We start from the raw sequence: 20,162 nt of genomic DNA on the forward strand, positions 1-20,162 counted from the left end.
ATCAATATCCATATCATGTCACGATTTTGTATATAGTGATCTTTTATAAGCGAGCAAATGCATGAGTCAACCCACTACACCATCTCAATCAGTTATTCCTGCTTGGGTGGATTCGTCGCTACTACAAGGCATGTTACGTGGAATAGAACGTGAAAGCCTACGTATGCAAAGTAATGGGTTCTTATCACAAGAGTTACATCCAAAGGCATTAGGTTCAGCTTTAACACATCCGAAAATCACCACAGATTATTCTGAAGCGTTGATGGAGTTTATTACCTCACCACAGCCAACCATTGAGGATGCCCTACATGAGCTCACCGATATTCATGCCGTTGTGCATCGTCATTTAGAAAATGGCGAAAAGCTTTGGCCCTTGTCTATGCCATGTATGCTAGATGACAACGAAGAACGAATTCGATTAGCTCAATACGGTACTTCTAATATTGGTCGTTTTAAGACACTTTATCGCCGTGGTTTGGGTATCCGTTATGGTCGCCGTATGCAGACCATTTCAGGCGTCCACTATAATTTATCTTTTCCCGATTCTCTTTTTTCTGCCTTGCAGGAACATGAAACTGACGAAAAATTAAAAGCACTCAGTCTGCAAGATTATCGTAGCCACCGTTATTTTGGGCTTATTCGTAACTTTATTCGTCTGACCCCACTGGTTATGTTCTTAGTCGGGGCGAGTCCATCGGTTTGTCGTTGTTTCTTGACCGGACATGAACATCATTTGTTGCCTTTAATCAAAGGGTCATACTATTTACCTTATGCTACAGCATTACGGATGGGACGTTTAGGCTACCAGAACTCGGCACAAAAGAGTTTAGGTATCCATTACAACAACTTATCTGGTTATCTGGCTGGTTTACAAAAAGCAGTACATTCTCCTTACCCGCCATTTAGCCGTTTAGGGTTAAATGATGCCTCTGGTGAACCGTTGCAAATTAATGATCATGTTTTACAGATCGAGAATGAATATTACAGTCTCGTGCGTCCAAAACAGGTCCCGCACGCGGGAGAAACACCTTCTCAAGCCTTGCAAAATCGAGGAGTGGGTTATGTTGAACTTCGTGCAGTGGATGTAAATCCATATTCGCCAATTGGTGTAAATGAAACAACGGCTGGTTTCCTTGAGGCACTGGCGCTTTATTGCTTACTCAGTGATAGCCCTGAGTTGTTATGTCCCGAGCAAGATTTGATTGAGAAGAACCAGACAGAAGTGGTCAATCGTGGCCGAGCGCCAAATGCGACGATTACTGATTTAAACGGGTCTTACCATATTGAAGTTTGGGCACGTCAGCACATTTCTAATATGCAGGATTGTGCCAAGTTACTCGATCAGACCTATGCGACAGATCTGTACAGCTCGGCTTTGGCCGTGATGCAAGAACGTATTGATGAAGTAGATGAAACATTATCTGCGCATGTGATTGATGACACGTTAAAGCATGGTGGAACCTGGAGCTTTGGTAGTCATATGGCACAGATGCATGCTGAAAGTTATGAAAAGCATGAAATCAGTGCAGAGACTTTGCAATATTTTGAACAATTGGCTGCACAATCTTTACAGCAGCAAGAACAACTTGAACAAGATAGTCAGATCAGTTTTGATCAATATCTTGAACAATATAGATAAAAATGAGGTTTTACATGCGATTAAGTTACCGTTTGGTGAGTGGACTGCTTGTACTGGCAAGCATTGTCGGCATGTCTTTTGCGTTATATTTGGAACATGTAAAAGGGTTAGAGCCATGTCCGCTCTGTATTTTTCAACGTGTTGGCTTAATGGCAATGGGGTTTGTGGCGCTCATTGCATTTTTGCATAACCCAGTTTCTAATGCGATTAAACGCTTCTATGCATTTTTAGCAGGCATTGCAATTTTATGGTCAGTGGGCGTGGCAGGCCGTCATGTTTGGCTACAGCATTTACCACCAGACCAAGTACCAAGTTGTGGACCAGGTTTAAATTATTTAATCGATGCATTACCCATGAAAGCAGTTTTACAAGAAGTGCTTTCTGGTTCAGGTGAGTGTGCTGCAATTGACTGGACTTTTTTAGGTCAGTCTTTACCAGTATGGTCTTTGGTTTATTTCCTTTTACTTTTACTGGTCTGTTTATGGCAGTTATTCCGTTTTTATCCGGCATTTAAGACTGCTAAAAAGTGAATTTAATATGATTAAAAAAAACCCAACTTAAGTTGGGCTTTTTTTAATCATATTCGAACAAGTGAAAATATAAGAAAAATTGATAGAAATAACGCATAATTTTGTAGACAGATAGTTCTGTTTTTTATAAAGTGCAGCCGTTTATATATCCTAATGATTATAAAAAAATGGTTTTTAATATATTTAGTGTCTTGGAAAAAATAGGGCTAAATGCTCAGAAACGTGCTATCCATGTACAATTTTCTAATGAACTACTCAATAACCAAATATTCTTACAACGTATAGAAGGCCAACATCAGCTGAATGGTGGCCTAATGGCGGAATTGATCTGCCTTTCAACCAATGCTCAAATTGCATTGAAGCAATTTATTGGTGTTCAGGTCGCTGTTGATCAAGTCACAGATTCGGGCCAATTGTTCCGAACCACAGGTATTGTGACTGAAGCCAGTTATGGACAAAGTGATGGTGCTTTAACACTTTATAAGCTGACTATAGAAGATGCGACAAATTTATGGCACAAACGCCGTAATAGTCGTGTTTTTATGAATAAAAGTATCTTAGAAATTACCGAAGTTTTATTTAAAGAGTGGCAGGAAAAAAGTCCACTGTTTGCTGCGAGTTTAAGTCTTGACTTGAGCGGCTTAGGTCAAAACTATGATATTCGACCTTTTACTATGCAGCATAATGAGTCTGACTATGACTTTCTTACACGCTTATGGCGAAGTGAAGGTATTAGTTGGCTCATTGATGAAACAGAGCTTTTTGTTCCGCATTTTACTGCGCCAATACAAACTCAAAAACTAAGACTCATTGATGATAATAGCCAGTATCAGGCTTTAGAGCGTCGTAGTATTCGCTATCACAGAAGTAGCGCAACCGAATATCAAGATAGTATTACTGGCTTTGTTGCAGTGCGGAGTTTACAACCAACCGCGGTACATGTGCAGCGCTGGCAACCCGATGCCCTTGCACAAGAAGAGGGTAATGGTTCGGTTGTTACTACACATACACATTCAGATAACTTTGACTCAGCCACTTTAAGTCTTGAGCAGGCTTGGCACGTAAGCCCTGCTTGGATGCAAGATTTAAAAGGGGAAGATCAGGCAACGGCTTCAGGCAGTAGTCAATTAGAAAAACTAAATCAGCACTTCACCGACATGCATGCGAGTCGGGCTAAATACTTTAAAGCCTATAGTAGTGTCCGCGATAGCCAAGTCGGGTATTGGTTTAATCTACGCGAGCACCCTGAAATTGATCAGCATGAAGGGGCAGATCAAGAGTTCTTGATCATTGCTAAAAACTTCTATAATCAAAATAACTTACCTAAAGATTTACACCAGCAGGTTAGCCAGTTATTAACCCAAAGTCGTTGGGATCAACATGGTTACGATGATATCGAACGTCAAGGTAATGAGCTGACTCTAATACGCCGTCAAATCAAAACTGCGCCTGAATATAATCCAGAACAGCATCGCCCAATTGCCTACCCACAAAGAGCAAAAGTCGTGGGACCAGAGGGAGAAACCATTCATGTCGATGAATGGGGACGCATTAAAGTACGTTTTCTATTTACCCGTAGTGATGATCATGGCCATGACGGTGGTGCTGGAAGCAATGACAATGATACCGACTCGGCATGGGTGGATGTACTGACTCCTTGGGCAGGAGAAGGCTATGGGGCACGTTTCTTGCCGCGTATTGGTGAAGTGGTTGTCATTGACTTCTTTGACGGCAATATTGACCGTCCATTTGTGACTGGGCGCATCCATGAAGCGCAGCGTTCACCCACTAAGTTCGATGTAAAAGGGCAACTTCCTGCAACTAAAAAACTGAGCGGGATTCGCAGTCAGGAAATCAATGGCAGTGGCTTTAACCAATTACGTTTTGATGACACAACCGGGCAAATCAGTACCCAACTCCAAAGTAGTCATGCAGCAACACAGCTGAATTTAGGTAATTTAAGTCATCCAAAAGAACAAGAGACGAGCCAAGGCCGTGGTGAAGGCTTTGAGCTCAGAACAGATGCTTGGGGAGCTGTGCGTGCGGGTAAAGGCATGCTCATTAGTACCTATGCACAAGAGCAGGCGATTGCCGACCATTTAGAGGCTGCACAAGCACAATCTTTACTTTCACAAGGCTATGAAAGTATGAAAATGCTCAGTGAAGTTGCAGCCAAGCAACAAACTGATGCTTTAAACGTGATTAATCGCTTACCCAAATTCATCCAGTCGCTTGAGCTAAAAACCACAGGACAAGCATTAAATAGTACGGTAAATCTGTTTAAGGAAGGCATTAATAACGACCCTATACATGCACTCAAAAGCTGTGGCGGCTTTATTGAGGATATTGGTGCTCTAGGCGGTAATGCAAAAGGCGTTGTAGATGAATTTAATGCTTTCTTTAGCGATGCCAAAGATGCGGTGGAAAACTTAAAAGCATTCATCGAAAATGTTGAAGAACATGGTGCCGACCTCGTTAAAGGTAAACTTGCAAGCATTAAAGATCGTATTCATAAAAATCCATTTGAGAGTATTAAAGAGGTTGGAAAGGTCTTAGCCAATGTTGAGACTAAAGACTTTGACATGATGAGTGTATGTGGCACTTTTAGTAAAGGCAGTAAATTGGAAGTGTCACCTTCTAAAGCATTGAGTTCTTTACAAGGCTTTATGGAGGGTTATACCCAAGGTTTAGAAAGCAGTTCCGATACTAAACAGCAAGAACAAGGCAAAATCTTTAGACAAGCCTTAATGCTATTAGCTTCACCAAATGGCATTGCCTTGACCACACCTGAAAATATTATCCTGCAAGCATCGCAAGATATTGCTGAAAGTGCCAGCGGTTCAATTAATTTAAGTGCACAGAAAAATATTATTGGGCATGCACAAGACAAAATCAGTTTGTTTGCTGCTCAAAAAGGTTTGCGTGCTTATGCAGCAAAAGGAAAGCTCGAACTACAAGCACAAGATGATGCTATTGAAGCAATTGCGAAGAAGGTGATTAAGCTAATTTCTACTGAAGATAAAATCGAGCTTACCAGTCCAAAAGAAATTGTATTAACCGCAGGTGGGTCACAGCTCAAAATTAATGCCAATGGTGTATTTTCAACAACAGGTGGTAAGTTTGAAAGTAAAGCTGGGCAGCATTTGTTTACGAGTGGAGCTAAGGTTTCTTATGAGGTTCCTAAGATGCCTAGTTCTTTTGATTATAGTAATAGAATTGATTTATATAAGATGTTTCAATGGAGTGATTTCGAAAATGTTAAATATAGTGCAATTTTTGAAAATCAAAGAGTTACGCAAGGTAATTTAGATGAATTAGGAAGAACAGAAAGATTCAAGAGTAGTACCCCTGACAAAATGAAGGTTTTAGTGGGATATAGTGCTGATAAATGGCATAAAGAAACAGAAGAGTTTGAGGATTTTGAAGACTATGAAACCCATAATGATTCTAATTTAAATAATAATTCTAATTAAGGGGAAAGAAAATGAATAAGAAAGGTTTAATTCAGTTTAGGTTTGTTGAATTATTTACTGGTAATAATATACCTAATTTATATCATGTTATTAAGAATGAAAAGGGCACAACTATTGCTTCCGGAATGACGAATAGTAATGGCTTAACAGTAATGATAAGTAGAGATGTAGGTGATACTCTTTATGTATATTTAAAAAATATTATAACAGGAGATTTGAAAGAAAAAGTTAGACACACTGTTGTTTATAAAAAAGAGATAGTAAGAGTAACATCATCAAAAATCTTATTAGATAATATTACCTTAGCAAAATCAACGAATAAACCTGGTAATTATAGATATTTAACGCATAAAGTAAAAAAAGGAGAAAGTTTATCTTCAATTTCTCATCAATTTAATTGTAAAATTAATGAAATTGTACATTTAAATAAATTAAAAAATCCTGATCATATAGATATTGGACAAATTATTAAAGTTCCATATAAAAGTGCGTCGAGTAATACTAAAAAAAATCATGATAACAATCAATCTAAGCATGAAAGTAATAAATCATCTTCTCCTCAGAAAGTAAATTCACATGAAAATAATAATAATAAAAATACTTCAGATAAACCACAAAAAAGAATAGAGTCAAAAGATATAACTGATGAATATACAAAAGAGTCAGGAAAACCAATGAAAGTTGCTACTAATGCAACGTCTCCATGTATTTGTAAACAATATAATTTGGCTTGGGGATCTAAAGTTAGTTGTGAATTTAGGAAAAGAGTTATAAAAATAGCACAAAATTTGTGGCCTAATGACTCAGAGAATATGGCAAGCCAATTAATGGCTGTTATGCATTTAGAGTCTGCCGGAACTTTTAGCCCAAAAATTGGAACTTTTGTCAGCAAAAAATTAACAGATGATGCTAAAGGTGGTTATGTTGGTCTTATCCAATTCGGAAAATTTGCTTCAATTGATTTAAAAGTTAAAAGATCTGATTTAGCAAAAATGTCAGCCGTACAACAATTAGATTATGTGGAAAAATACTATAAACTAAACTCTGCTCATACAAAGATTAAAACTCTAACTGGATTATATTTATGGGTTAATTATCCTAAAAATGTCAAAGAAAATCGATTAGAAGATGAAGATATTGTGTATGCAGCACCCAAAGATGCAGAAGTAACTTCTAAAAAATTTTTAGAAAGCCCATATCATCAAAATCCTAGTTTTATGAAAGAGAATGATGAATATAAACGGGATGGCAAAAAAGTTATTAGACAAGGATTTAAAAATGGTTCAACTAAAGTTTGGGAGGTTGAACAAGAAATTAAAAAACATTTAACCGAAGGTATAAAAAGTCAAAATTTAGAGAAAAATTATACCTGTGCATACATAAATAATGCTGAGATAAAAAATAATCAGAAAATTAATTTGGAAAAATTTGCTGAAATTTTAAGAAAGAGGGCTAAAAAAGAAAGCCAACATGAATGCGCAAAATATGTAAGAATTGCATTAGAGGCAGGGGGAGCAGATACTTCAGGACATCCTGTCCCTGCATCAGATTGGGGGCCAACTCTCAAAAAAATAGGTTATAAAGAAATACCTGAAGAGTTTAGTAAGCCCCAATTAGGTGATATTTATATCATCACAAAAACGGATAAGCATAAATATGGCCATATTGCAGGCTATGATGGTAGCCAATGGATTTCTGATTTTAAACAAAAAAGTCATAGGATTTATAGCGATCATGTTAACTACAGATATTTTAGAATATAATGTGTTAAATAGGAGATTTTAATGAAAATTTTAATTTTAGAACTTTTATGTTTAAGCCTTTTATCTGGTTGTGTTTCCGCAAAAGAAGCTGAATGTTACAATACTTCAAAAGCTCTAATTACAGATTTATATGATAAATTTCCTATTAATGGCGATGAGGTTGTTGAAAATAAAAATAGAAAAACCTTAAGTAATTTTTTTGATAAAAATCTTACAAATTTACTTATAAAAGATCAAGAATGTAGTAAAAGAAATAATGGGGTTTGTAATATTGATTTTAATATTTTAATTCATTCTCAAGATACACCCAATAAATATAAGATATTACAGGATACGGATAATTTAGTAACAGTTAAAGTTGAATATCATCAATACTCAGAATTTATTAACTTTGTTATTAATAAAGAATCTTCTTGTAAAAAAATAGGAAATATAAAATATGATGATGGAAGTGATTTAATTAAAATGCTGCGGAAATAATATGAAATATTCAATATTATTCTTAATTTTACTATTTGCTAACCATACATTTGCAAATACAGATATATGGAATGGTACCTATCATTATTATGGCTCAGAAAAACTTTTAGGAGATAATGTTGCAACTAGGGAGGTGATTTTAACACTAACATCAGAAAATTGTGTTTTCTCTATTTTTGGTTTTCAAATGGATAAAACTTATTCATGTAAGGTAGAAGAAAAAAATAATGTTCTATACATATTTGATGCTAATAGCCATGAGAAATTTGGAAAAATTATCTTTAGAAAAGGAAATTATTATCTTTATTCCCATTATGTTATAGATGGTAGAAAAAACTTTTTCTTTAAGGATAAGTAATGGTTGTTATTTGATCTTTATTAAATATTTTTAGTTGTATCAAATAAGCCTAACTTACTTTTGGGCTTATTTAATTTTAATATTTTATTAGAAATTTAAAATAATAATAGTGATTTTCTTGATTTTATAGAGGTTGTATAGTGAGAGTTGGTTGCTTTTTATTTACATTATTTCTAATTTCGGGATGTAATGCAGAAATTTCTAAAATTGCTTATGATCAAAAAAAGCAATGTAAGAATGATCTGATGTTAATAGCATCTAAGAATTTTGATTTTAATAAGATTAATAAGGATGATATAATTTTTGATTTTTCTGAAAAAGATTTTATAAAAATTTTTGTTAACAGTAAAAGTGGAGTTAATGGTGGTGTGACTTTTGGTTGGATAAGAATTGATAGGAAGTATAATAAATTATATGACATTACATATGATGAAGAAAATAATATTCCAATGAATCTTTTGGATAAAAAAGATTATATAAGAAAATGTCTTTAATTAATTAAATTTTTGTGAATATGTTTGTGATTAAGAAAATAATTTTATTAATAATTGTATATTTTAATATTAGTTCTGCTTATACAGATAATAATTTTAATATGCCTGCACATGGTAAATTTATTGATTTTTTGATAGAAGGTAAGGAGAGTGCAAGGTTATTAAGAATATAAAATAATAATACCAATTTGATTAAGATCTTGCAGCAATAATATTTTTTATGTAGTGATTATGTCGATGCAGTATATAAATTACAGCTTGGTAGAAATATGAAAATAATTGTCATGATGATAAAGAATAACTATGAATTTTTAAAATTTTGATTATATTTTATAATAATATCATTTTGAAAAATGATATTATTATAAAAGAGATCATTCAAATTAAATAATGAGCTTAGCTTAAATGAAAAAATATCTTAAATTTATAGTTTTTACTTCTTTCATGATTGGATTTATTGAGATTTCATATGCTGATTTTGGTTTTATTCAAGATAAAGATGGGTATGTGAATGTAAGGGAAAATTCAAGTTTAAGTTCGAAAGTTACAATCAAATTAAATAATAATGAAATTGTTTCTTGTGTGATGGATGAAGAGACTAATAATTTTTGTTTAGTTAATGCAAGCAATGGTGTAACTGGATTTATCTATAAAAATAGAATAAATAATTTTAGTGGGTACACTTCTATTAAACTATCTCAATATTCTAGAGAAAAAGCTGTTTATAATGATAAAAACATAATAGTAGAAGTGTATGCAAAAAAAGCTATTTTAGATCCTAAACTTTATAAAACTTTTAAAGGTGAATATAAGTATTTTAAGAATAAACAATTCTTTGGTACTGATGGTACTTTACCTAATAATGATTTTTTACAACTTGATAAAATCATAATTAAGGATAAAGATAAGAAAATTGAAATTGGTAAAAATGATATAGAACAATACTTTTTTCCTAAAAATGGTATAGATGGTGATAAGAACGAGCTTGCTGATTTTAAAATATATTATTTAAATAATAATATTTATATTTTAAATACTTTTAATAATGGTGGTGCAGCAGCTTACAATATTGTTTTAAATATAAAAAATGGAAAAGTAATTGCCAATAAAGCTTGGATGGTTGAAATTTAAAATATTATCTTTCTTCTACAAAAGCTAGTTTGTTAAAGAAGCCCAACAAAAGTTGGGCTCTATTTACGTCTCTACAATCCCTTCCAAATCTTCAAGCGTATAGTTCGGCATATCAATAATATGGGTTTGAATACCGTCTTGCACATAATCATTCACATGAGGATATAGCCAGCGAGTAATCTGTTCGGCAACACTTGAGTGATACTGAATTTCAAAGTGATTTAAGCCATAAAACACCGCTTTATGTGAGTCTGGAACTTTAAGCTGAAAGCGTGGATTTGGATGTTCGCCAAGTGCGCTTTTCACACTCACTAAGTAATCACCAATCACGGTAAGCGCTTTATTACGCACTTTTTCAAATTCGAGTGTTCCTGCCACTAAAAAGGTATTGATATGGGAGGGTAGTGGAGCCGGAGCACGGTTGTCATCCATCATGCCGATACGGGCATCCATATATTCCCAGTCATCATCACGAACACTACCATGGCGTAAGTCTAAAATGCCATTACTACGGATATTAACTAGCTGACCCAGTAACCCAACAAATGGGAAAGCTCCGAGCTTATCTTGTATAGCAAATCCAAAACGCTCAAGTACTGCACCATGGTGTGGAGAACCAATACAGACGAGGTTTTCGACCATATGAATCCATTGATACATATTTTGTTTACCGTAAAACAGCGCGCTACGGGAAACTAAGCCACCCATACTGTGACCAATTAAATCAATGCTAGTAATTCTTGGATTGCGCTGTACTAAATCTTCTAATAAGTTTGAAAAACTGCGCCCATTGGCTGAAATGCGGCGACCTGTGTTGTAATTTAAATATAGCATGGTGTTATGGTCGCGCTGTGCTAACAGACGCTCACCAATGCCGCCATAGTGTGCATTTGACCAAGTAAGATGGTTCATACACAAACCATGAACTAAAATTACGATACGCCCTGCAAGTTCGCCTTGTTGTATTGCACCGTAGTGATCATATAGCACCATGGGTAAGGCAAGGGGACTATGTTGTTTAAGTAAATAGTCTCCAAAAATACCATTTAAAATACCCACCAAAAAATGAAGTGTGGGTGTTAATGGCTTTTCATGAAGGGTCGGAAACTTTTCAATAATACGACGTAAACCCGGCGCTAAAAAATAACGACCATATTTTTGTAAGGCACCATAGGAAAACTGGTAGACCTTTTGCACAGATGGGCGTTTTTGAAAATTATTAGCATTTTGAGCACTAATACCAAAAGCATTTTTTAACACTTCAATATTAATGACTTGTATTAATTCATGTACACCATTTAAGCTGGTGCTGAACAGTTGAGCTAAACCCTCTAGTACGTCGGCCTGACTTGGTGGCGTACGATCCCATTTACAATAAGTTTCATGTAACGGTGTTAAGCTCGGCATATCTTTTCCCCATTTACGTTATAACCGACGTTTTAAGCTGTACTTTTTATGAACGGCAGCTAACGTTTCCATCTTAGTAGTTTAAATAACACATGTTTTTAAAATACTGATGAATGGTAAGTTGAGACGTTTTTCTTGTCTGACAATAGGGTTTTTATATACAAACTGAGAACAAAAATGTGAGTTTATTCTCAATTTAAGAGGGAAATATATGAATATTATCTACCTCCATGGCTTTAATAGCAGCTCTTCTTCGATTAAAGGGCTGAGCCTTAAGCAATATTGTAGCGAATTGGGCATAAATGTGCATTTGCCAGATTTAAATAGATCTCCGGAACAGGTCGTAGCACAAGTTTCAGAAATGATTCAGTCTTTAGAAAAGGTAGCTTTAGTCGGCAGTAGTCTTGGTGGATTTTTTGCGACATATTTTGTCGCGAAATATAATGTTCCGGCTGTACTGATTAACCCTGCTATGCAACCATGGAAGCTGTTTGATGAGTTATTTCAAGTTGAAAGCATGCCTTATAAGGTGAATGATCTATGGTCAATTGATCATGTTCAGTTACGACAGTTAGAACAACTGGAACTGAAACAACCTGAAAATGCTGACAAAATACTCGTCTTATTGCAACAAGGCGACGAAATTTTGGATTATCGTCAAGCACAACGCTATTATAGTGCTGCAACACCATCCTCATTGATTTTGACGGATGCTCATGGCAATCATGCCATGGAAGATTTTGAAGAAAAATTACCCTTAGTGATCGAATTCTTTGCGCACACCATCAAATAAGGAAAACGTACAACGTGACACAATATACGGCTCAATCGCTTGAAGTTCTTTCCGGTTTAGACCCTGTTCGTCGTCGTCCGGGGATGTATACCGATACTTCTCGTCCTAACCATTTAGCCCAAGAAGTTATTGATAATGCTGTCGATGAAGCATTAGCCGGTCATGCCGACAAAATCTGTGTCACGGTTTATAAAGATGGTTCATTGTCGGTTGAAGATAATGGTCGTGGTATGCCAGTCGATATTCACCCTGAATATGGCCAAAGTGGTATCGAAATCATTTTAACCAAGCTGCATGCTGGTGGTAAGTTTAGTACTGATAACTATCAGTTTTCAGGTGGTTTACATGGTGTGGGGATTTCAGTTGTAAACGCCTTATCTACACGTGTTGAGGTAGAAGTTCAGCGTCAGGGTAATTTATACCAGATGGCATTTGAGCAAGGTGAACCTGTTGCTCCTTTAGCGGTGTTAGAAGGTAAAGCACCAAAACGTGCGACAGGAACGACGGTACGTTTCTGGCCTGAAGCTAAATATTTTGATAGTCCAAAATTTGCGTTAAAAGCACTCAAACATAATTTAAAAGCCAAAGCTGTTTTAGCAGCTGGTTTAAAAATTACTTATATCGATCAAATTAATGATGAAAAAATCGAATGGCAATTTGAAAATGGTCTTGTCGATTATTTGATGGATGAATTACAAGATCGTGAAATTTTGCCAAACCCTGCATTTGTAAGCAGTGGGCAAGCAGACCGTGCCGCGTGTGAGTTTGCGATTTGCTGGAATGTAGAAGGTGGTGAGCAGGTTCAAGAAAGCTACGTCAACCTGATTCCAACTGCACAAGGTGGTACACATGTAAATGGATTACGTTCGGGGGTGACCGAAGCGCTACGTGAATTCTGTGAGTTGCGTAATTTATTACCACGTAATCTTAAACTTTCGGCTGAAGATGTTTGGGATGGCGTGAACTATATTTTATCGCTTAAGTTCCAAGAGCCACAATTTTCTGGTCAAACTAAAGAGCGTCTTTCGAGTCGTGAAGCCGCCAATATTGTTTTAAATATTGCTAAGGATGCGTTTGCGCTCTGGCTCAACCAACATGCTGAAATTGCTATGCAACTTGCCGAAATGGCAATTTCTAAAGCAGGTCGACGTTTAAAAGCTGCGAAAAAAGTTGAGCGTAAAAAGATTGTTTCTGGCCCAGCTTTACCGGGTAAGTTGGCAGACTGTGTCGGTCAAACGCGTGAAGAAAGTGAGCTATTCATTGTCGAGGGCGACTCGGCGGGTGGTAGTGCCAAGCAGGCGCGTGATAAAAACTTTCAGGCCATCATGCCAATTCGTGGAAAAATCTTAAATACATGGGAGGTCTCTTCAGATGAAGTGTTGGCTTCTCAGGAAGTTCACGATATTGCGATTGCCATTGGTGTAGACCCTGGCAGTGATGATTTATCAGAGCTGCGTTATGGCAAAATCTGTATTTTGGCCGATGCAGACTCGGATGGTTTACACATTGCGACTCTGCTATGTGCTTTATTCGTTAAACACTTTCCAGCATTGGTTGAAGAAGGCCATTTATTTGTAGCAATGCCACCATTGTTCCGTATCGACATTGGTAAAGATGTTCATTACGCGCTAGATGATGAAGAGCTTGAAACCATTTTAAAAAATGTTAAAGGTAATAAGAATCCGCAAATTACCCGATTCAAAGGATTGGGCGAGATGAATGCAATTCAACTACGTGAAACAACCATGGATCCAAACACTCGTCGTTTGGTTCAGCTCGATCTAGATGATGCACATTTAACAGCAGGTTTACTCGACAAGCTCCTTGCGAAAAAACGTGCAGCAGACCGTAAGCAATGGCTTGAGCAGAAGGGTAACTTAGCTGATATTACGGTTTAAAAATGAATGAAAAAATCCCCGCTCAATTGGCGGGGATTTTTTAAGTAAACTTAAATTGTTGGAAATCACCACAACGGGTTCTACTATTAAATTAAAAAATAGACAGATCTGTATATTTTAATTTAAAAAGTAATTTTTATCGGATGGGGAAATTGAAAAACATCGCAATTTGCACCGCCTCCAATTCGATCCACCACTGCAAAATCACTCGGCGCTTCAAAGGTAAGCAAAGGGTGATGCCAAGTACCTGCTCGATAATTGATACTTTGCTTACCATTCGAGATGAAAGCACAGAGCTTGGAAATATCGGGAGTATTTTCGTCTAAAGCAGGGGCTACAATAATTAAAAACTTTTGTTGCTGTAATGAAATGAATGCTTGAGAGCCTTTCGGATGGCGCTCTAGCATTGAAATTTCCATAGGTAACACACTGGCCTTAATATTTCGGAATATACTGATTCCTGCCTTTGCTTCGCCCTCAATTTCAGTTTCAACGAGCGCATGGTAGCGTTCGGTGTGTGCATCATTAATATGAAAAAAATCATGCCCGTCACAACAAATAACTTCTCCGAAGGGCTGAAAGTTCTCAATGGTTAAAGGCTGAATTTGAACTTTCTTCATGATCATGACTTGGCAATTTTTCCCCATAAACGGACACGGCTAATACCACCATCCGGAATCATATTAATACGGATATGCGAGACTTTTTCATGCTGTAAAATTTCATTCACATATTCATGAATATGGTCCATTTGCATAGGTTGGGCTTCAAGTAAGTAAGACCAAAACATACTTTGTGGAATCAGCTGTGCATCGGTTGCATTTTCAAGGTAGACCGCCTGAATAGAAACTTCAGCAGGAAAGTTACCTTTAAAATGCGCCGTATCAATTTCAATTTTTTCAATTTTTCCGCTTTTACCCAATGCAAGAATACACCAGTCATAACCTGGTGCGCGGCGGCGTTTGGTTTCCCACCCATCTCCCATGTTGACGCCACGGCCTGGGTTAATCAAATTACGTGGATGTCCAAAGTGCGCATCGCTATAAGCAATTACACGACCGCCATTTTCTAAGGCCAATAAATCGAGAGTCTGCTCTGTATCAGACACTTGAATATGAACATCACCATAAACGCGTAAACGGGCAATACCACCATCTGGGAAAATATTGAGGCGTATATGCGTGAAAATTGCATCATTATTGACCATAAAAATATGATGTTGACTCGGCCCTAGCTCGGTATTTTCCAAAATACTCTGCCATTTTGCCCCTGTAAGGTCACCATTTGGTGCATAACATGCTTCTAATGAGGCAGATGCAGGATAATTTCCTGTGAAAAACGTGGTGTCGATATCAAGTGCACTGATTTTTCCACTCACTCCTAGCTTCACAATACACCAGTCATAGCCCGCATGACGCTTACGGCGGGTCTCCCAACCGTCCATCCATTTGCCGTTATCATCGAATTTATCTTCAACAAAAATAGGTGCTTCAAATTGCAGCATACGTTTTGCTTCTGCAAAGAAATCATCTGAACACTCAATCACTTGTGCACCAATTCGGGCATCCGCCAAATTAGTTTTAGTATTCAAAATCTCAGGAAGTTCAAAAGCTGGAGCGTGCAATGTTGCCATAATGGAGTATCCGTATTTCTTGTTAAAAACATGATTTTTCATTTAAAACTGCACTCACACTGAGCGTGTTGAGACCAGTTCTATACTTAAATATATAAGCATGGTGCATGCCAGTTTGGTGGAAAAGCTCAATAAATTTTGAACGATGGCATGTTTTTAGCATAAGCACCCTATAGGTGAATATCTATAGGAGCGTGTTATGAATGTGGTGATTATTGGTGCGGGAATGGGAGGTCTAACCACAGGCATTGCATTAAAGAAATTTGGTCACCAAGTTCGTATTTTTGAGCAAACTGAAAAGATTCTTCCAGTCGGCGCTGCAATTTCGCTGTGGTCGAATGGTGTGAAATGTCTAAATTATCTGGGATTAACCGAGAAAATCGCCAAACTTGGTGGGCAAATGGATGACTTGGCCTATGTAGATGGTTTAACTGGAGATGTGATGACACAATTCAGTTTACGGCCATTAATTGAAGAAGTGGGACAACGCCCTTATCCGGTCGCACGTGCCGATTTACAAAATATGCTGATGGATGAGTTTGGTCGAGATCAGATTTATTTAGGCAAAAAAATGGTCAGCCTTGAAGATAAAACTGATTATGTCGAAGTGCATTTTGCAGATGGTAGTTCAACACAAGCCGACTTACTGATTGGGGCTGATGGTACGCATTCAATGACTCGTGCCTATGTGTTAGGTCAGCAGGTACAGCGCCGTTATGCAGGTTATGTGAACTGGAATGGTTTGGTTGAAATCTCTGAAGATTTAGCGCCAGCTCAACAATGGACGACTTATGTAGGAGAGGGTAAACGTGCATCTCTGATGCCAGTTGCGGATGGACGTTTTTATTTCTTTTTAGATGTACCTTTGCCAGCAGGCTTAGAGAATAATCGGGATGAATATAAAAAACTTTTAAAACAATATTTTGCTGATTGGTGCCAGCCTGTACAGCAGCTCATTGAACGCTTAGACCCGCAAAAGACCAATCGGGTAGAAATACATGATATTGAACCGTTTACCCAATTTTATAAAGGTCGCGTGGTGATTTTAGGTGATGCCGCTCATAGCACCACACCTGATATTGGGCAAGGTGGCTGCCAAGCCATGGAAGATGCGATTTATTTAGCGCGCTCTTTGCAAATTAATACTTTGGGACTAGAAGATGCTTTACGCCGCTATCAAAACAAACGTAATGAACGTGCCAATGAATTGGTGCTTCGTGCACGCAAACGTTGTGATGTAACCCATATGAAAGATGAAACGATTACCCAAGCTTGGTATGCAGAATTACGCCGTGAACAAGGCGGACATATTATGCAGGGTATTATTAGTAATATTGTCGGTAATCCACTCGACTAAAACAAAAACAGCAAGGAATTTTTCCTTGCTGTTTTATGCTTCTAAATAAAAATTTTAGAAGTGGTATTTAACCAAAGCACTGACGTTATTTTCGTCTCGGCCTTGTAGACCAAATTTATTATTCCACACAGAGTGCTCAATACCTAGGTACAGGCGCGTGTCAGGAGAAATGTGTTTACCTACATTCCATTTCCATTGAGTTGTCCAGTTCAACTCACTGGCATGGTCACCTTCAGCAGTTGACCAATCTAGGAAACCATCAACCAAAAATTCTTCAGATGCAATATTAAATGGAATTCCATAGACGAATGTCATTTGATAATCGTCATCAGTTTTCTCGTTGTTTGCACGGTAGAAATTTAAATTCGCATATTTAAAATACGGAATATCTAAATCAACAGCAAAACCATATAAGAAGTTATCGAAATTGTTGCCGTTTTCGCTATTACTTTCCCAAGTGGTACTAATGAGCACATCTTTAATTGGGCCATAAGCCAATTTTTTGCCAGATATTTCACCTAAGCTTAAACGTGGTGATAACTCAAAATATGTACTTTTATGATCATCTTCACCGCGCATACGGTCCATGAAGAAGAACACATCAGCATATTTAACTTTTGCTGCATATTCCAAAGTGATGGTGGTTTCTTTTGCGTCTACAACTTCATAGTTTTCACCATAAAGACCAGTCACGCTAAAATCTTGCCAAATTGGTTTTGCCTGAACCATGGCTGTTGCAGATAACAAGGCACAAGTAGCCGCAAGTTGCTTTAATTGCATTTAAATGATCTCCCCCCAAATAAAGCACGCTAAGGATACAGGGTCTTAAGCAAAAATGAAGCCAAATTTGATCAACGGTTAAAAAAAGCCCACCGAAGTGGGGCGCTAAAAACGTATTCATTAATGTGTATTTCGCGTATTTATGGTTTGGCTCAATTGAGGGGCAGATGAGCTACGAAATGAAGGTAAATGATTAAATAACAAATTCAATAAGATAGCAAAGATACAAGTTGAACTAATACCCGAATGGAACAAAGTTTGTACCCAAACTGGAAAGTGAGCATAGAATTCATGGTTAATAATAGGAATCATCCCTGCTGATAAAGCAGTCGCGACAATAATCAAATTTTTCTGATCGTTATAATTAATTTTTGCCAAAGTACGGATTCCGCTCGCTGCAACTGATCCAAACAAGACCAGACCTGCACCACCAAGTACAGGCATAGGAATTGCTGCAATAAGGCGACCCATAACAGGCAATAGACCTAAAATGATGAGAATAACCCCACCAGCCGCTACTACAAAGCGGCTTTTGATACCTGTAATTGCCACCAGTCCAACATTTTGGGCAAAAGCACTTTGCATGAATGAACCAAAAATAGGTGCAATAGCACTCGAGAACATATCTGCACGAACGCCATTGGCAATACGTTTTGAATCGACTTCAGTTCCTACAATGTCTCCGACAGCAATAATGTCAGCAGTGGTTTCCGTCATAATTACTAAGGTGACAATCAGCATCGATAAGATCGCACTGAGCTCAAAAGTCGGTAAACCAAATGCAAATAGATGAGGGAATTGCAGCCATGCACCTGAGCTCACGTGACTAAAATCACCAAAACCCATGAAGTAGGCCAATATACTACCAGCCATGATCGCCAATAATATGGATAAGCGACGAATACCGGCTTGAGGTAGCATATTCAGAATAATCACAATACCTAAGGTCAGTAGTGCCAAAGAAATATTTTCTACGCTTCCCCAGTTGGGTGCTTTCTCGTTACCACCCATCATCCAACGAATTGCAACAGGTAATAGAGATAGCCCAATAATCGTGATGACGCATCCGGTTACAACAGGTGGGAAAAAACGAATGATTTTTGAAAAGTAGGGCGCAAGGCAAAGCCCAACTAGAGAGGCTACAATGACTGCCCCGTAAACTGCAGGTAGACCACCGCCTGTGGTGATAATGGCAACCATGGTCGCCACACCTGCAAAAGACACCCCCTGAACTAAAGGTAGTTTTGCGCCTAGATATTTTGTTCCCATGGTTTGTATGAGAGTTGCCAATCCGCCTACAAATAGGGCTGCTGCAATGAGCATGCCGACTTGTGCCGAGCTTAAACCAGCTGCCATTCCAATAATGAGGGGCGGCGCTACAATGCCGCCATACATGGTAAGTACATGCTGTAAGCCATAAGCAAAACTTTTCGAAATTCCTAAATACTCATGCTCTGGAGAAATCGCATTCTTTTGTCGATGATTCATATTTTTCTCCTATTTATATTTGAATTAGCTGCCGCGATAAGTGGAGTAGGCATACGGGCTGATTAGTAATGGAATGTGATAATGCTGATTGATATCTTCTATAAAAAATTGAATACAAACACGTGGGAAAAAAGTTTTGACTTCTTGGGAGGCAAAATAAGGAGCAATTTCAAATTCAAGTTGATAAGCACCTTCACTCAAGTCGTTTATTTCAAAATCACTCACTCGCCCATCTTGGTTAGTGGTTGCGGTCGCAATTAGTTCGTGGGTTGCTGCATGAAACAATTTCACTTCGACCTGTGCAGCCGGTTTACCTAAATTCGTATCTAAAATATGAGTGCTGATCATGTTTGTACTTCCTGTGATAGACGTAATAGAGCAATTGCTGCGAGTTGCTCATGTACAATGACTTTTTCTATAGCTAAGTTGTTTTGAAGACGTTGATGGAGTTTTTTTAAAATATCTTCGCTACTGAGGCCGGCTGCTTTAATTAAAAAAATAAAACCAAACTTCTGTTCATACTCAAGATTACCTTGCAGCAGAGCTTGTTGTGTTTGCTCATCCAACGAGATACCAGCTTGTTCTTTAGCTGAAAAATCTTGCTCTTTTGCATTGAGTTGTTTTTTTGCCTGTCGTTCCCCAATTTTTGGATGGGTTGCTAAAGCGGCCTGAATTTCTTGCCATGACCATGTGTGGCTTAATTGTTCTGCATACCCTAAAAGAACTGATGTTGAAGAGTAGGGACGTTCTGAAATAATTTTTTCGGCCCAAGCAGGAATATGGACGCAGTTGTTTAACAGAGTCTTGAGTTGCTCGGATGGGGCTTGATTAAACTCGGCTAAAAACACTGTTATTCCTAAACTCGTTATCATGATATAGAGTTTTAGCAATAACAGTGCCAAGAGTGGTTAATCTTTCACTAATGAATTTGGAAAATT

Annotated in this window: 18 protein-coding genes; 11 read left to right on the forward strand and 7 right to left on the reverse strand. The window is 37.5% G+C overall.

The features are described from left to right. Positions 1–61 precede the first annotated feature (61 nt). From gshA to F984_RS18960, 8 genes are all read left to right on the forward strand, one after another. Positions 62–1,639, forward strand: a complete 1,578-nt coding sequence (gshA, locus tag F984_RS18925; RefSeq protein WP_004711431.1) for a glutamate--cysteine ligase — start codon at positions 62–64, stop codon at positions 1,637–1,639. A gap of 14 nt (positions 1,640–1,653) precedes the next feature. After that, a complete protein-coding gene (locus tag F984_RS18930; RefSeq protein WP_002053747.1) occupies positions 1,654–2,169 on the forward strand; it encodes a disulfide bond formation protein B in 516 nt (171 codons plus the stop codon). A 167-nt stretch (positions 2,170–2,336) separates the two neighbouring features. Beyond that, a complete protein-coding gene (locus tag F984_RS18935; protein ID WP_004711433.1) occupies positions 2,337–5,642 on the forward strand; it encodes a type VI secretion system Vgr family protein in 3,306 nt (1,101 codons plus the stop codon). Between the two features lie 11 nt (positions 5,643–5,653). Further along, positions 5,654–7,405 carry a muramidase family protein gene (locus F984_RS18940; protein WP_004711435.1) on the forward strand — a complete coding sequence of 584 codons (1,752 nt, stop codon included), beginning with the start codon at positions 5,654–5,656 and terminating at the stop codon, positions 7,403–7,405. A 21-nt stretch (positions 7,406–7,426) separates the two neighbouring features. Continuing rightward, on the forward strand, positions 7,427–7,885 hold the full coding sequence (locus F984_RS18945; RefSeq protein ID WP_004711436.1) for a hypothetical protein: 459 nt from the start codon (positions 7,427–7,429) through the stop codon (positions 7,883–7,885). Between the two features lies 1 nt (position 7,886). After that, positions 7,887–8,243, forward strand: coding sequence for a hypothetical protein (locus F984_RS18950; RefSeq protein WP_004711439.1), 357 nt, complete (start codon positions 7,887–7,889; stop codon positions 8,241–8,243). A gap of 140 nt (positions 8,244–8,383) precedes the next feature. Further along, a complete protein-coding gene (locus F984_RS18955; protein ID WP_004711441.1) occupies positions 8,384–8,737 on the forward strand; it encodes a hypothetical protein in 354 nt (117 codons plus the stop codon). Between the two features lie 405 nt (positions 8,738–9,142). Continuing rightward, positions 9,143–9,868, forward strand: a complete 726-nt coding sequence (locus tag F984_RS18960) for an SH3 domain-containing protein (RefSeq protein WP_004711443.1) — start codon at positions 9,143–9,145, stop codon at positions 9,866–9,868. A 63-nt stretch (positions 9,869–9,931) separates the two neighbouring features. Here F984_RS18960 and F984_RS18965 read toward each other — a convergent pair whose 3' ends face one another. Next, on the reverse strand, positions 9,932–11,275 hold the full coding sequence (locus F984_RS18965; protein WP_004711445.1) for an alpha/beta fold hydrolase: 1,344 nt from the start codon (positions 11,273–11,275) through the stop codon (positions 9,932–9,934). Between the two features lie 211 nt (positions 11,276–11,486). Here F984_RS18965 and F984_RS18970 point away from each other — a divergent pair, with 211 nt between their 5' ends. Together F984_RS18970 and parE are read left to right on the forward strand one after the other, a co-directional pair. Next, entirely contained in the window at positions 11,487–12,068 is a 582-nt protein-coding gene (locus F984_RS18970) for a YqiA/YcfP family alpha/beta fold hydrolase (protein ID WP_004711447.1), read from the forward strand. A 14-nt stretch (positions 12,069–12,082) separates the two neighbouring features. Beyond that, positions 12,083–13,966 carry a DNA topoisomerase IV subunit B gene (gene parE, locus F984_RS18975; protein WP_000195970.1) on the forward strand — a complete coding sequence of 628 codons (1,884 nt, stop codon included), beginning with the start codon at positions 12,083–12,085 and terminating at the stop codon, positions 13,964–13,966. Between the two features lie 122 nt (positions 13,967–14,088). On the opposite strand, the gene F984_RS18980 is transcribed toward parE, so the two are convergent. Both F984_RS18980 and alc read right to left on the reverse strand, forming a co-directional pair. Further along, positions 14,089–14,592: an ureidoglycolate lyase gene (locus F984_RS18980; protein ID WP_004711450.1), complete on the reverse strand. Its 504-nt coding sequence runs from the start codon at positions 14,590–14,592 to the stop codon at positions 14,089–14,091. Next, entirely contained in the window at positions 14,589–15,599 is a 1,011-nt protein-coding gene (alc, locus tag F984_RS18985) for an allantoicase (RefSeq protein WP_004711451.1), read from the reverse strand. Before alc ends, F984_RS18980 begins: the two co-directional genes overlap by 4 nt. Before the next feature lie 199 nt (positions 15,600–15,798). Here alc and hpxO point away from each other — a divergent pair, with 199 nt between their 5' ends. Beyond that, positions 15,799–16,956 carry an FAD-dependent urate hydroxylase HpxO gene (gene hpxO / locus F984_RS18990; RefSeq protein WP_004711454.1) on the forward strand — a complete coding sequence of 386 codons (1,158 nt, stop codon included), beginning with the start codon at positions 15,799–15,801 and terminating at the stop codon, positions 16,954–16,956. A 54-nt stretch (positions 16,957–17,010) separates the two neighbouring features. On the opposite strand, the gene F984_RS18995 is transcribed toward hpxO, so the two are convergent. From F984_RS18995 to uraD, 4 genes are all read right to left on the reverse strand, one after another. Beyond that, the gene (locus F984_RS18995; RefSeq protein WP_002053945.1) at positions 17,011–17,736 is read right to left on the reverse strand and encodes an outer membrane protein OmpK; all 726 of its coding nucleotides are present in this window, start codon (positions 17,734–17,736) and stop codon (positions 17,011–17,013) included. Positions 17,737–17,856: 120 nt separating this feature from the next. Further along, positions 17,857–19,224: a nucleobase:cation symporter-2 family protein gene (locus tag F984_RS19000; protein WP_004711456.1), complete on the reverse strand. Its 1,368-nt coding sequence runs from the start codon at positions 19,222–19,224 to the stop codon at positions 17,857–17,859. A 24-nt stretch (positions 19,225–19,248) separates the two neighbouring features. After that, on the reverse strand, positions 19,249–19,572 hold the full coding sequence (gene uraH, locus F984_RS19005) for a hydroxyisourate hydrolase (protein WP_004711459.1): 324 nt from the start codon (positions 19,570–19,572) through the stop codon (positions 19,249–19,251). Further along, entirely contained in the window at positions 19,569–20,072 is a 504-nt protein-coding gene (gene uraD / locus F984_RS19010; RefSeq protein ID WP_004711460.1) for a 2-oxo-4-hydroxy-4-carboxy-5-ureidoimidazoline decarboxylase, read from the reverse strand. Before uraD ends, uraH begins: the two co-directional genes overlap by 4 nt. Positions 20,073–20,162: the final 90 nt, after the last annotated feature.

This window comes from Acinetobacter nosocomialis NIPH 2119, assembly GCF_000368085.1.
Lineage (GTDB): Bacteria > Pseudomonadota > Gammaproteobacteria > Pseudomonadales > Moraxellaceae > Acinetobacter > Acinetobacter nosocomialis.

Bases quoted from the DNA above. Each gene is read 5' to 3' on its own strand.
- gshA (WP_004711431.1), top strand. From the start codon at position 62: ATGAGTCAACCCACTACACCATCTCAATCAGTTATTCCTGCTTGGGTG.
- F984_RS18930 (WP_002053747.1), top strand. From the start codon at position 1,654: ATGCGATTAAGTTACCGTTTGGTGAGTGGACTGCTTGTACTGGCAAGC.
- F984_RS18935 (WP_004711433.1), top strand. From the start codon at position 2,337: ATGGTTTTTAATATATTTAGTGTCTTGGAAAAAATAGGGCTAAATGCT.
- F984_RS18940 (WP_004711435.1), top strand. From the start codon at position 5,654: ATGAATAAGAAAGGTTTAATTCAGTTTAGGTTTGTTGAATTATTTACT.
- F984_RS18945 (WP_004711436.1), top strand. From the start codon at position 7,427: ATGAAAATTTTAATTTTAGAACTTTTATGTTTAAGCCTTTTATCTGGT.
- F984_RS18950 (WP_004711439.1), top strand. From the start codon at position 7,887: ATGAAATATTCAATATTATTCTTAATTTTACTATTTGCTAACCATACA.
- F984_RS18960 (WP_004711443.1), top strand. From the start codon at position 9,143: ATGAAAAAATATCTTAAATTTATAGTTTTTACTTCTTTCATGATTGGA.
- F984_RS18965 (WP_004711445.1), bottom strand. From the start codon at position 11,275: ATGCCGAGCTTAACACCGTTACATGAAACTTATTGTAAATGGGATCGT.
- F984_RS18970 (WP_004711447.1), top strand. From the start codon at position 11,487: ATGAATATTATCTACCTCCATGGCTTTAATAGCAGCTCTTCTTCGATT.
- F984_RS18980 (WP_004711450.1), bottom strand. From the start codon at position 14,592: ATGATCATGAAGAAAGTTCAAATTCAGCCTTTAACCATTGAGAACTTT.
- alc (WP_004711451.1), bottom strand. From the start codon at position 15,599: ATGGCAACATTGCACGCTCCAGCTTTTGAACTTCCTGAGATTTTGAAT.
- hpxO (WP_004711454.1), top strand. From the start codon at position 15,799: ATGAATGTGGTGATTATTGGTGCGGGAATGGGAGGTCTAACCACAGGC.
- F984_RS18995 (WP_002053945.1), bottom strand. From the start codon at position 17,736: ATGCAATTAAAGCAACTTGCGGCTACTTGTGCCTTGTTATCTGCAACA.
- F984_RS19000 (WP_004711456.1), bottom strand. From the start codon at position 19,224: ATGAATCATCGACAAAAGAATGCGATTTCTCCAGAGCATGAGTATTTA.
- uraH (WP_004711459.1), bottom strand. From the start codon at position 19,572: ATGATCAGCACTCATATTTTAGATACGAATTTAGGTAAACCGGCTGCA.